This window comes from Cereibacter sp. Soil_C_27 (genome assembly GCF_057657095.1).
Map to the genome: position 1 here is coordinate 15,123 of NZ_JBDGJD010000007.1, position 12,556 is coordinate 27,678.

12 protein-coding genes are annotated in these 12,556 nt (G+C 62.1%); 9 read left to right on the top strand and 3 right to left on the bottom strand.

Annotated features, from left to right (window positions below):
* Positions 1–75 precede the first annotated feature (75 nt).
* Positions 76–969, top strand: coding sequence for a LysR family transcriptional regulator (locus AC3A5Z_RS20850; protein ID WP_487521197.1), 894 nt, complete (start codon positions 76–78; stop codon positions 967–969).
* Here the strand turns inward: AC3A5Z_RS20850 and AC3A5Z_RS20855 are convergent.
* Complete coding sequence (locus tag AC3A5Z_RS20855) at positions 932–1,852, bottom strand: LysR family transcriptional regulator (RefSeq protein ID WP_487521198.1); 921 nt, start codon at positions 1,850–1,852, stop codon at positions 932–934. The two genes, AC3A5Z_RS20850 and AC3A5Z_RS20855, sit on opposite strands and share 38 nt — an antisense overlap.
* Positions 1,853–2,011: 159 nt before the next feature.
* On the opposite strand from AC3A5Z_RS20855, the gene AC3A5Z_RS20860 reads away from it, so the two are divergent.
* Positions 2,012–3,307 (top strand): alkyl sulfatase dimerization domain-containing protein, encoded by a 1,296-nt coding sequence (locus tag AC3A5Z_RS20860; RefSeq protein ID WP_487521199.1) that lies wholly within the window; start codon positions 2,012–2,014, stop codon positions 3,305–3,307.
* 540 nt (positions 3,308–3,847) lie between these two features.
* Positions 3,848–4,234, top strand: a complete 387-nt coding sequence (locus AC3A5Z_RS20865; RefSeq protein WP_487521200.1) for a hypothetical protein — start codon at positions 3,848–3,850, stop codon at positions 4,232–4,234.
* Positions 4,235–4,651: 417 nt separating this feature from the next.
* Here AC3A5Z_RS20865 and AC3A5Z_RS20870 read toward each other — a convergent pair whose 3' ends face one another.
* Both AC3A5Z_RS20870 and AC3A5Z_RS20875 read right to left on the bottom strand, forming a co-directional pair.
* Positions 4,652–5,251 carry a M10 family metallopeptidase C-terminal domain-containing protein gene (locus AC3A5Z_RS20870; protein ID WP_487521201.1) on the bottom strand — a complete coding sequence of 200 codons (600 nt, stop codon included), beginning with the start codon at positions 5,249–5,251 and terminating at the stop codon, positions 4,652–4,654.
* Positions 5,248–5,694 (bottom strand): calcium-binding protein, encoded by a 447-nt coding sequence (locus AC3A5Z_RS20875; RefSeq protein WP_487521202.1) that lies wholly within the window; start codon positions 5,692–5,694, stop codon positions 5,248–5,250. The genes AC3A5Z_RS20870 and AC3A5Z_RS20875 overlap by 4 nt, the downstream gene beginning before the upstream one ends.
* Before the next feature lie 108 nt (positions 5,695–5,802).
* On the opposite strand from AC3A5Z_RS20875, the gene AC3A5Z_RS20880 reads away from it, so the two are divergent.
* The 6 genes from AC3A5Z_RS20880 to AC3A5Z_RS20905 all read left to right on the top strand — a co-directional run bounded on the left by AC3A5Z_RS20880 (position 5,803) and on the right by AC3A5Z_RS20905 (position 12,551).
* Complete coding sequence (locus tag AC3A5Z_RS20880; protein WP_487521203.1) at positions 5,803–6,825, top strand: LacI family DNA-binding transcriptional regulator; 1,023 nt, start codon at positions 5,803–5,805, stop codon at positions 6,823–6,825.
* A 64-nt stretch (positions 6,826–6,889) separates the two neighbouring features.
* Positions 6,890–7,762, top strand: coding sequence for a carbohydrate ABC transporter permease (locus tag AC3A5Z_RS20885; RefSeq protein ID WP_487521204.1), 873 nt, complete (start codon positions 6,890–6,892; stop codon positions 7,760–7,762).
* Positions 7,752–8,585: a carbohydrate ABC transporter permease gene (locus AC3A5Z_RS20890; protein WP_487521205.1), complete on the top strand. Its 834-nt coding sequence runs from the start codon at positions 7,752–7,754 to the stop codon at positions 8,583–8,585. Before AC3A5Z_RS20885 ends, AC3A5Z_RS20890 begins: the two co-directional genes overlap by 11 nt.
* A 27-nt stretch (positions 8,586–8,612) precedes the next feature.
* Entirely contained in the window at positions 8,613–9,887 is a 1,275-nt protein-coding gene (locus tag AC3A5Z_RS20895; protein WP_487521206.1) for an extracellular solute-binding protein, read from the top strand.
* A gap of 67 nt (positions 9,888–9,954) precedes the next feature.
* Positions 9,955–11,400 (top strand): FAD-dependent oxidoreductase, encoded by a 1,446-nt coding sequence (locus tag AC3A5Z_RS20900; protein WP_487521207.1) that lies wholly within the window; start codon positions 9,955–9,957, stop codon positions 11,398–11,400.
* A 56-nt stretch (positions 11,401–11,456) separates the two neighbouring features.
* Complete coding sequence (locus AC3A5Z_RS20905) at positions 11,457–12,551, top strand: ABC transporter ATP-binding protein (protein WP_487521208.1); 1,095 nt, start codon at positions 11,457–11,459, stop codon at positions 12,549–12,551.
* Positions 12,552–12,556 lie beyond the last annotated feature (5 nt).

Consider the following 12,556-nt stretch of genomic DNA (forward strand, 5'->3'; position numbering starts at 1 on the left):
ATTAGTGGGCTAGTTCCGCATGGACTTATCGACCTGATCGAATAGTCTGCGTGCGGACTGCCCTGAGAGGACGCGATGCGTAAACCTGACTTCAACGATCTGGTCTGGTTCCAGGCCGTGGCCGAGCTCCGGAGCTTCACCAAGGCCGCCGCAAAGATCGGCGTGGCGCAATCCACGCTTAGTCACACGATCCGGCAGCTGGAGGCGCGCATGGGCTTCCCCCTCCTGACGCGCAACACGCGCAATGTGGCCCTGACCACAGCGGGAGAGCGGCTGCTGAACACGATCGCGCCGCGACTTGCCGAGATCGAGGACGAGATCGCCGAGGTGACGGCCCTGCGCGAGACGCCCTCCGGATCGATCCGCCTCACGCTGTCGGACCATGCATTCGAAAGCGTCGTCTGGCCGAAGCTGAAGCCAGCCCTCGCCGCCTATCCTGAGATTAGTGTCGAATTCAGCCTCGACAGCAGCTTCCGCAACATCGTCGAGGACGGCTTCGATGCCGGCGTCCGGCTGGGCGAGAGCCTCGAGAAGGATATGATCGCCGTGCGGATCGGTCCTGACTGGCGGCTGGTCGCTGTTGCCTCACCGGACTACTTCGTCCGGCGTGGCCTGCCGAACCATCCACAGGAGCTTCTGAGCCACAACTGCATCAACATGCGCCACATCACCTCCGGAGGGCTCTATGCGTGGGAGTTTGAGAAGGACGGCCAGCCCCTGCGGGTGAGGGTGGAGGGCCAGCTGACCTTCAACAACTCCTACGCGATGATTGACGCCGCCGTGGCTGGCTTGGGGATCGCTTATATGCCCGATAACATCGTGCGGACACAGCTGGAGGCTGGAACCCTTGTGCTGGCGCTGGACGAATGGGCGCCCTTCTTTGAAGGCTATTACCTCTATTATCCGAGCCGACGTCAGAGCATGCCGGTGTTCAAGGTCCTGACGGACGCGCTGAGGCATAGGGAATAAGGGAGGCCGCGGATTCCAGCTCCGACACCCGCGCCAGACAGAAGTCCAGATAGGTCCGCATGATCGTCGACGGATGCCGATGACGCGGATAAACCAGATGATTGTCTTCGTCCGGCATGGGATGATCGGGCAGCAGGATCGTCAGGCGTCCCGTGCGGATGTGATCGGCCGCGATGAAGGGCGGCAGTTCCGTGATCACATCGCCCTCGACTGCCCTCCGGCACAAATGTTCGTAATCGTTCGTGGCAAGTATAGGGGCCAGATCGACCGGAGCGCCGCCCAGTGTCCAGCGCGCCGGAGCGGCCGGGTTCGCCCCCCAGATGGCGCAAGGCAGATCGCGCACGTCCTGCGGCATCTGGGGCGCGGGATACCGTTTCAGCAACCCAGGCGCGGCAACGAGCACATGCCGCCATGTAAGAAGACGACGGGCCACCATCCCCTCATGCACGACCGGTCCCACCCTCAACGCCACGTCGATCCCGTCCTCGATCAGATCGAGGCGGCGTTCTGTCGAATGGATATGAACCGTCACATTTGGATAGGCTTGCTGGAAGGCCCGCAGGATGCGCCACCACGGCTCGAACGTCTGCGGTAGCGAGAGGCGCAGCTTGCCGCGCAACTTGGCCTGATCCTCCTTGAGCGCCTGTTCGGCCTCCATCAGTGCCTCGACACCGCGCACCGCATGTTCGTAAAGACGGGTGCCGGCTTCCGTGAGCTTAGACCCGCGCGTTGTCCTTTCGAGCAGCTGCACATTCAGCACCCTTTCCAAGTCTCGTATCCGGCGGCTGAGCGTGGGGAGCGGCACGCCGAGGCGGGCCGCCGCCGCCGACAGGCTTCCGCTCTGGACGGTGAGAACGAACATCTGGAGAGCGTTGAGGTCCATGTCTCAGCCTATCATATCCGGAAGGCCGACAGCCAGATACGGGGTGAGCTATCTAATGGTGATAGCTTTCCGCAGCGCCTACACTCGATATGCCTCACCGAGCTTATCCGGGCCCGACAGCATTTCATTCGAACCTCTCTCACGACGGGAGCACTCTTCATGGCCACTGCCCTTACCTCGCCGGTTCTTGCCCATGGCTTTTCAGGGCGCGACGCGCTTCGGGCGCATTCTGCCGATTTCGAGAAGACCGTGTTCAAGGTGGCCGAGGGCGTCTACGTCGCGGTCGGCTATTCGGCCAGCAACGTCACCCTGATCCGGGCTGAGACCGGCTCGATCATCGTGGACACTTCCGCGAACCCCACCGATGCTGAAGCGATCATTGAGGCGTTTGCGGACCGGTTCGTGCGCCCCGTCTGTGCCATCGTCTACACCCACAACCATCCAGATCATTCGGGTGGGGCGACGGTCTTCGCGGGTGAGGACAATCCTGCAATCTGGAGCAACATACGGATGGTTACGGCGAAGCCGGAACTTGGGCGGGGGATGAGAGACGGGGGAGATGCCTTCGGCACGGCGCTTCCGGACGAGGACTTCATCAACGCAGGCATTCAGTTGCAATACGGGCGCGAGACGCCCCACACGCGCGAAGGCTTCCTGCCGCCGACCCGGACCTTTGAAGGCGCAGAGCAAGAGCTGACCGTCGAGGGCGTGACGCTGCACCTGCTGCATACCCCCGGCGAGTCCGAGGAGAATACCGCCGTCTGGCTGCCGGAGAAGAAGGTGCTACTGGCGGGGGACGATTTCCTGAAGTCCTTTCCTAACCTGTCCCCCATTCGCGGCGTTCGCCTACGCTCTCCCGAGGCATGGATTTCCAGTCTCGAGACGATGATCGCACTGCGTCCCGATCACCTGATCCCCGGTCACATGCAGCCGATCAACGGTCTCGAGCATGTGCGGGCGGCCCTGACTGCCTACCGCGATGCGATCCGTTACGTGACCGATGCGACGGTGTCAGGCATCAAGGCGGGCAGGACGCCGGATGAGCTGGTGCAGGAGGTGAAGCTACCGGAGGATCTGGCTGCTAACCCCTATCTTCAGGAATACTACGGCAGTGTCGCATGGGTGGTGCGCGGGATCTACGCCGACTATGTCGGCTGGTTTGACGGGAACCCGACCAACATGTTCCCGCTCTCGCCCGGAGACCGGGCAGAGCGCATGATCACGCTGAGCGGTGGAGCCGAAGCCGTTCTGAAGAAGTCCCGTGCGGCGCTTGAGACCGGTGACGTCCAATGGGCAATGGAGCTTGCGGACCATCTGATCACTGCGCATGAACACGAGGTCGAAGCCATTCAGATCAAGATTGGAGCTCTGCGCAGCCTCGCGGAACGCCAGATCAACGCGACGGCTCGGAACTACTACCTAACGGTCTCGCAATCGCTGGGTAATAGCCTCTGATTGTTCCTACCAACGATAGGTAAGGTCCGGAAAGCTCGCAGAAAAAACGCTGTAGAATTGGTCTCGCTGCACCGAGCGGCAACGTGCAGAATGGGGAAGCTGCAATGCCGCGGCTGACGGAGGCCGACCGGCGGCTTTGGGCCGGAATTTGCTGCGCGACGAAAACGTCGTACCCGAAAGCAGGTGATCTCGATGAGACGTGGCAGCACCACGCGAAGGGTCTAAAGCCGTCATTCGGCGCAGCATGGCTGGAAGGGTTTTCCAGATCAACATCTGCTTTGGCGCGGAGGGCAGCACCCGCCCTGCCGATCTGGCGCACGAGGCGGCGGCGCTGGCCGGGCTGCGCCGCTGGGCCGGCGCTATGCGTCGATGGTGGCCAGCGACGGCGCGGACGGGCTGATGGCCAATATCTCCAGCGTGCCGCATCTCTTCTGCGGCGAGGAGGATCTGCGCTATGCTTCAACGCATAGGACCATCAGCAACATGTGCATCGCTCGGCTAAGCGAGGTAGGATAGGCGCACCACCATCAAGGAGATGACATGCCTCAAGAACCGCAGCGGCAGAAGGAAGTATGGAAGCAATACTCGCGAGAGCGGCGTGAGGCACTACAGTCCGTCGAGGTCATCCAGATTTCGGTGTCCATCCCCAAGGATTCGAAAGAGAAGGTCCTGGCCCTTCTCCAGCCATACACTGATCGCGCGCGGCTGCTTTCGATCCTGATCGGTGCCACATCTTTCGACCGGGCGCTTGCGATCGGGCTGTTGCAGTCCATGCCCGATGGGCTGACGCTGGACGAAGTTGACACCATCATCCGGTTTCGGAGCGATCATATCGGGCAGGAAGCAGTGCGCGAAATCGTTGAACGCCGGGGGCTGCCCATTGCCCTGTCTGTCTCTCCTGAGGAGCTGCCGAAGAACGGGACATAGATCGCTCGAGAACACCTTTGACTTGCCTCACTCAAGACATGTCTCAGATTCATCTTGACTGACGGTGAAAGGCGCTGTAATGTCATCTCATCCTCGACGAACACGAAAGAGGATGCAGACACGGCAACCGTGGATGCTAGGTGCGTTCGCCGCCGGGTAGACGGCTTAGAAAAGACGGACTGATAGATTGAGTATGCCGCCGGACAGGCGGCGAGCGCGGGGAGGATGATCTCCTGGATCTCTCCCCGCGCTATGCTAGCTTAACCCGCTGTCCACGAAACCGGCAGCAGCTCATCTGAAAGATCTGGACCTCAGAGCCTCATCGATTCATCCTTGACCCGATCCATCAGATGCCGGGCTGAACACCCAGACTGCGGGCGACCCGGGTTGGGCCGCCGCCCACGCGCTCTTACCCGGTCAGAGGAAGAAGTCCTGCGGCGTGAAGTTGATCTGCCCTGCCACTTCGATGGTGAAGTCGGCCATCCTGTCGCCATTCAGGTCACCGGACACGATAGTGAACTTCTTCATCTGATCGAAGTGAATCTCGCCGGCCTTCCCCGAGAAATCATCGGCTCCGATGAAAGTGAACTTCTGATTGCCGCCGGCCTTCACATTGGCATCTATCGCCTTCAGGTCGATATGATCGCCCTGGCCGCGCTTGAAGTCGGAGATGACGTCGCGGGTGCTTGCAGTGTTCCCCATGTCCTTCTTGCTCGTGAAGACGAAGGTGTCGGCTCCGCCGCCACCCGAGAGCCAGTCCTTGCCTTGTCCGCCTTCGAACAGATCCTTGCCATTGACTCCCGACAGCCGGTCGTTGCCCGCCCGGCCGAACAGACTGTCGTTTCCGTTGCCGCCCGCGATGGTGTCATTGCTCTTGCCGCCATCCAGCCGGTTGCTGCCCGAGTTGCCCGTCAGCTGATTGCTCGAGTTGTTGCCAGTGCCGTTGATGCCGGAAGAGCCGGTCAGCACGAGCTTTCCGACCTCGGCGGAGATCTTGAAGGAAACGGAGGACTTCACGGTGTCGATGCCGCCATTCGCGCCTCGATCACCTTGTCGCCAGTGTCGTCAACGAGGTAGGTGACGTTTCCGCTGCCGCCCGTCATGCGGTCAGCACCGGCGCGCCCATCGAGAAGGTTATTCCCTGCATTACCGGTCAGGGCATTTGCAAGCTCATTACCCGTGGCGTTGATCGTCGAACTGCCCGTCAGAACCAGATTTTCAAGTTCCGCTCCCAAGGAATATGAGAGAGAGGTCTCAACCGTATCGGCTCCAGCACCCGCGGCCTCAATGATGCGGTCGGAGACAGAATCGATCACGTAGGTGTCGTTACCCGCATCGCCTTCCATCGTGTCTGCCGCGGCACCGCCGTTGAGGACGTTGCTCAGCATGTTTGACTGAAAGTTTCCAGTGCCGCTGATGCCGGAGTTACCCGCGCCGTCAGGAGGGGCTACCCACTCCATCATCATCGCCTAACCAATGCACAATCAGCGATACTGGCTTGACAGAGCATCGCGCATTGAGATAAACGTTTTTCGCAGTGGTTAAACGTTTATCTAGGCGGATTGGCTGTGGCAGGAGCTACGATCAAAGATGTTGCTGCACGTGCGGGGGTTTCTATCGCCACCGTGTCAAATGCGTTCAGCGGGAGAAAGCTAGTCAGCCCGGAGATAATCCTGCGGGTTGAGGAAGCGGGCCGAGCCCTCGGATATCAGAAGAACGTCGCTGCATCGCAGTTGCGGTCGGGGCGCGTCAAGGTTGTTGGGGTCCTGATTCCTAGTCTGGCGGACACGTTCTTCGCCTCCTTGGTGTCCCACCTCGAAGAACTGGCCGAGGCCAGCGGCTATCAGGTGCTTGTCGCCACCTCACGCGACGACCCACATCACGAAAAGGCTCAGCTCGACGCGCTTCTTGGGTGGAAGCCGTCAGGGCTGATCGCGGTGCCCTGCACCAACATAATTCCCGAGGGCTTGCGACGCGAGATCGCCACCCTGCCGATGGTCCTCATCGACCGGATCGGCGAGGACGACCTTCCGGTGGATATGGTAGTCGTGGATAATTACGCTGCCGGTCGGGATGCCGCGGAGCATGTGCTCGATCTCGGCCATACTGATGTGCTGATCGCGTCCTCGGTCGCGGCCTTGCGCCCGATTGCCGACCGGATCCGCGGCATTACGGATGCCTGCATGGCCCGTACGGGACGCGCACCCCGCGTCGTCGATCTCGGGACCGATATCGAGGCGGGGGCCGCAAGGCTGGAGCATTGGCTTGCAGGTCATCCGTCGCCCACGGCGGTGATCGCCATGACTAACGTCACCACGCTCGCCACTTTGACGGCCTTCGCTCAGGCCAAGGTCGATGTGCCGGGCGCCGTCTCGCTGGTGGGGTTTGACGATTATAGTTGGATGACCGCACGCCGCACACCGCTTTCGGCGGTGCGCCAGCCGATCCCCGGCATCGCCCAAGCCGCCTGGAACTGCCTCGAGAAGCGGATCGGCGGGTCGAGGGAGGAACCGTCGCGAATCGTGCTGGAGGCGCCGTTGCAGCGCAGGGACTCAGTAGGCGCACCGGCACCGGGCGCGTCCGCGCCTTAGAGGCCCGCTCTATTGCGGGCGAAGAAGAGTGGAGGCCGGCGTCGCCGGTTCGGGGAGAGAGATCGTGAGGAAGACCACGTTTCTGGGGGTCGTGCCCCTGTTGGCGCCGGTGCAGCTTCTGCTGCTTTGCGTCGTAATTCTGCCGTCGATCTATGTCGTCTGGCTGAGTTTCCACACGTCCAGCTTCGGTCAGGCCCCGGAGTTCACCGGTTGGTCGAACTACATGCAAGTCCTGTCTGACCCGGCCTTTCGCAGTGCGATGTGGAACACGGTGCTCATTGTCGTGATTGCGGTGCATCTGGAGATGCTCGTCGCGCTGGGGATGGCGCTGCTCTTCAACAGCGGCCTGAGATTCCGGCGGTTCTTGCTGGTGGCGGTGCTGGCGCCCTATGCGGTGTCGGAGGTTGTCGCCGTCGCCATGTGGCGCTTCCTGTTCGACCTCGATGTTGGACCCCTTACTCAACTGTTCCAAGCGCTGCATCTGCCGATCCTCGAATGGTCATATGAGCCCGCCCACGCGACCGTCATGATAATTCTACTGACAATCTGGATGCATCTGCCGTTCAGCTTCGTGATCCTCTATGCTGCCCGACTAGCCCTACCGCAGGATCTCTACGAGGCGGCCCGCATCGACGGCGCCACGAAGATGCAGTGCTTCTGGCGGGTGACGCTACCGCTCATCGGGCCGGCCCTCGTCGTGGCGCTGCTGTTTCGTTACATCTTCGCCTTCCGGATGTTCTCGGAGGTCTGGCTTCTAACCGGCGGCGGGCCGGCCCGCACCACCGAGGTGGTGGCCGTTTATCTCTATCAGGAAGCCTTCAGCTACAACGCCTTCGGTCCCGCCTCCGCCACGGCGCTGCTCATGGTGTTCGCCTCCCTGGTCTTGGCTTCCGGTTACATCTTGTTACTGCGTCGGCAGGTGAAAAATGCGCGCTGAAAAACTCCTCGTCAACGCCGGCAAGACGCTCGCGGTGGTCGCAATCCTGTTCTGGTCGCTGTTCCCGATCGTCTTCATTGTCCTCTCCTCGGTGAAACCGGGGCAGGACATCTTTGCGGTGCCGCCGCAATGGCTGTTCGAGCCGACCCTGCAGCATTACGCGACCCTTTGGTCCGAGTGGCGCGTGTTCTTCCGCGGGCTGTGGAACTCGACCATCGTCACGATTGGCGCCACCACGCTAGCGGTCGCATCCTCAACCTGCGCAGGCTATGCTTTCTCGCGTCACACTGCCCGCTGGCTGGATCTTTCAGTGGTCGGCCTGATCGCGGTGCGGCTGATTCCGCCGATAGTAGTGACGCTGCCACTGTTCCCCATCGTGAACCGCCTCAGTTTGGCAGACACGCATCTGGTGCTCATTGTGCTTTACGCGACTTTCTTCGTCTCGCTCGGCACGGTGCTGATGCGCACCTTTATCGACCAGATCCCCCGCGATTTGGACGAGGCCGCGGCAATAGATGGGGCAGGTCGGCTGACGATCCTGTGGCGCGTGATCGTCCCACTGGCGGCGCCGGGCATCCTCGCTGTTGCGGTCTTCGTGATCGTTTTCGCCTGGAACGAGTTCCTATTCGCTTTCATCTTCACCGGCACCAATGCCAAGACCGCGCCGCTGGTCATCTCGGAAATGATAGGCTCGATCGACGGAGTGGACTGGGGCGTGCTGTTCGCCGCCTCGACAGTCCAGCTGGCTCCAGTCCTGGCCTTCGTGATCCTCATGAACCGCTACCTTGTCGCAGGCCTGACAGCCGGCGCGACGAAGGGATGACACACCTGTTTTTTGGGAGGAGAAACCATGACAGACCTGACGAAACCCACCCGCCGCGGCTTCCTGGCCAGCACCGCTGGCACGCTGGCGCTGATGCGCGCGCCAGCCGCCTTCGCCGCCAGCAAGACGCTGAATATCCTCAGCCATCGCGTGCACCAGACGGTCCTTGGCGAGACCGAGGGTGATCTGATGGCTCCGTGGAAGACGGCCAATGACGCTGAACTGGCCTTCACTACCTTCGACTCGAACCCGCTGATGGACCGGCTGTTCCGCGAGGCGAGCCTGCCGGAGACTGAGTTCAGCGTCGGCTACTTGGTTGACAACCGGCCGACGTCGGAGATCGCCCAGCTGTTCGAACCACTCGACGCCTGGCTGGAAAAGGATGCGATTGCGGACTTCTCCGATATCGCGCCTGGGCTGGTAAAGGGCATGAGCGTCGATGGCAAGCTGATCGGCATTCCGGTCCGCACGGCAACCCAGGCGCTGTTCTACAACGAGGACCTGCTGCAACAGGCCGGTTTCAGCGCTCCGCCCGCCACGCTGGAGGAACTGGTCGCGCAGGCACAGAAGGTGTCCGACGACAAGATCGCGACCGGCATGATCCTCGCGTCTGATCTGGCGGTCTTCCCGGTGATGTTTGCCCGCGCCTATGGCGGCGATTTCCTAACCGGGGATTTCGCTTTGCTGCCCGATCCCGCGGCAATGGAACAGGCGCTGACGGTTCTGGCGGGGATGTTCGCCGACGGTGCGCTGCCGCGCAGCTACGCCACGACGAAAAACGACGATCAGGTCACCTGGATGCAGCAGGGGCGGGCGGCCTTCACCGTCCTGCCCTTTGCCCGCGCTGCTCAATTGAACAATCCCGAGCAGTCGAAATTCTCCGGCAAGATCAAGGCTGTCGGTTTCCCCGTCGCTCAGGCGCTGCAGGGCAAGACTCCGATGGCCGCCGTGGTCGAGGCTTGGGCGCTGGTGATCCCGGCCAACGCCAAGGACAAGGATCTTGCCTGGAGCTACATCAAGCAGGTCTCTTCGCCGGAGACGACGCTGGGCATGGCGCTGAACGGTAATGGACCCGCGCGGGTCTCGACCTTCTCGGACCCCAGCCTGATCGAGAAGAACCCCTTCGCCGCCGTGGAGGCCGAAGCGCTCGCCAACGCCCGCGGTGCCTTCCCGCCCTTCCCAGAGGCGGCCCGCGCCCAGGCCCTGTTCCTCGAAGAGGTGCAGCTTGCCGTCATGGGCCGCAAGACCCCCGCCGAGGCCGTTGCCGCCATCACTGAACGCGTGACACCGCTCCTGCCCTGACCATTCGGCGGGGGCGTCGCAGCCCCCGCTCCCTTCTCTTCCATCTTCTTTCAGGACCTGCATAACTATGGCACAGATCGCCACCATCTACGAACCCGCCCGCGACATCCCTGTCAGTGCGGAGTATGACGTGCTCGTTGTCGGCGGCGGACCCGCCGGATTGATTTCGGCCCTCGCTGCTGCCGAAGGCGGCCTTCGCGTCGGCGTTCTGGAGAGCCGCAGCTTTGTCGGCGGCAACATGACCATCGGTCTGCCCGTGCTCGGCTTCCTCGGCCAGAAGGGCAACCAGATCATTGAAGGTCTGCCGCAGAAGTTCATCGATCGGCTCAAGGCCCGCAACGCCGCCTCGGAACACCGGGCCTGCCCGCTCCATATGGGGATCACGCTGGTCGAACCCGAGGCGGTGAAGACAGTCGGTCTCGAGATGCTGACCGAGGCCGGGGTCGACGTCGTGTTCTATACCTTCGTCGCTGGCGCGGTGATGAACGATGATGGCACTGCCATTCGCGGCGTCGTCACCGAGAGCAAGAGCGGCCGCAGCGCCGTGCTGGCCAAGGTGGTGATCGACTGCACCGGCGACGCCGATGTCGCGCACCGGGCTGGTGTCGAGACCGAGAAGGGCGACGCGCATGGCGGGATGCAGCCTCCGACATTGATGTTCTGCCTGTCGGACGTCGACACCGACAAGCTGCGCATGGCAATCGCCAATTCGCCCAAGGAGGCGCGCACCTACCTGACCGATTTCATCCCGGCAGAGTATTTCGGCCAGAACCAGCAGTTCATCGTGGTCGGCCTGCGCGAATTGATGGCCAAGGCGCGGGAAGAGCGTGATCTGGACATTCCGAACCAGCGCACGATCATCATCACCGGCCTGAAGAAAGGTGAGGCCTGGATCAACATGACCCGCGTCACCGGCACGGATGGAACGGACGCCCGCTCGCTCTCGACCGGCGAGATCGTGGCCCGCGGGCAGATCGACGACATTGTGGAATACCTGGTGAACTACGTTCCGGGTTTCGAGAATGCCCATTTTTCCAAAACGGCGCCCTTCCTCGGCATCCGCGAGACCCGGCGTATCGTCGGTCGCTACATGATGAACGAACAGGATGTGCTCGGTTGCCGTCATTTCGAGGATTCCATCGCCGTGGCCTCCTATCCGATCGACATCCACCGTCCGGGAGACGAAGGCTGCACGCTGATCTGGTGCGGCGATTGTTACGACATCCCCTATCGGTCGCTACTGCCAAAGGTGGTCGAGAACCTGATCGTCGCCGGTCGGGCCATCTCCGCCACGCATGAGGCGATGGGGGCAATCCGCGTCATGGCGACTTGCATGGCGATGGGCGAGGCCGCCGGGCGCGCTGCGGCGCTCGCGGTGAAGCAGGACATCAAGCCCCACGAAGTGGATATCCACGCCCTGCGCCGGGAGCTTCTGCTGAAAGGCGCGTATTTGCGCGGCATGATGGGCGAGAAGCTAACTCCTGAGACCGAGCCAGTCGCGATCTCCGCATGACCCACGGGGGTTCCTGGTTCGGGAGCCCCCTCATCTGCCAGCAAACGGAGGACATAATGGCCGATCTGCGGCTTTCTGGTGTAAAGAAGGATTACGGCGGCCATCCCGTCATCAAGGGCGTCGATCTGGAGATCCGCCACGGCGAGTTCATCGTCTTCGTCGGGCCGTCCGGCTGCGGCAAGTCAACTTTGCTGCGGATGATCGCGGGGCTGGAAGAAATTTCCGACGGCACGCTGGAGATCGGTGGCCAGCGCGCCAATGACATCTCGCCCCGCGACCGGGGCATCGCGATGGTCTTCCAGTCCTATGCACTTTACCCGCATCTGACCGTGGGGGAAAATATGGGCTTCGGGCTGTCTTTGCGAAAGACGCCGAAGGCCGAGGCAGCATCGCGCGTGGCTCGCGCGGCGGAAGTCCTGCAGATCACTCATTTGCTGGATCGGAAGCCCAGTCATCTCTCGGGTGGTCAGCGCCAGCGGGTCGCCATCGGGCGGGCCATCGTGCGCGATCCATCGGTCTTCCTGTTTGACGAACCGCTGTCGAACCTCGACGCATCGTTGCGCATGGACATGCGGATGGAGATCTCCAAGCTTCACCGCGATCTCGGGGCCACGATGATCTACGTCACGCATGACCAAGTCGAGGCGATGACGCTGGCTGACAGGATCGTGGTGCTGAACGGCGGTGTCGTCCAGCAGGTCGGTCGTCCGATCGATCTATACCGAAACCCCTGCAACGCCTTCGTCGCGGGGTTCATCGGCAGCCCCCGCATGAACTTCCTGCCTGTCACCGTTGATCGGGTGGAGCGTGGAACGGCCATGGTTTCTGGATCCGGCGTCGGACCTCTCGTCGTCGGCGCGGGCCCGGACGCACATCCGGGCCCCGCGCTTCTCGGCATCCGGCCGCAGGCACTGCGCCCCGGCCGGGCCGAGGGCTGCAGCCCTTTGAAAGGGCAGGTCGTGCTGCTGGAGCGGATGGGGACCGAGACGGTTGTTAACCTGCGGATCGAGAGCGGACAGAGCCTACTGGCCGTCGTGCCGGGCGATCTGGAGTTGGAACTGGACCAAAGGATGGATTTTTTCTTCGCTCCGGCAGAAGCAAGGCTTTTCCCGCCTGCCGATCCTTCAAGCGCGCCCCCCACCCCACATTGAGGCCC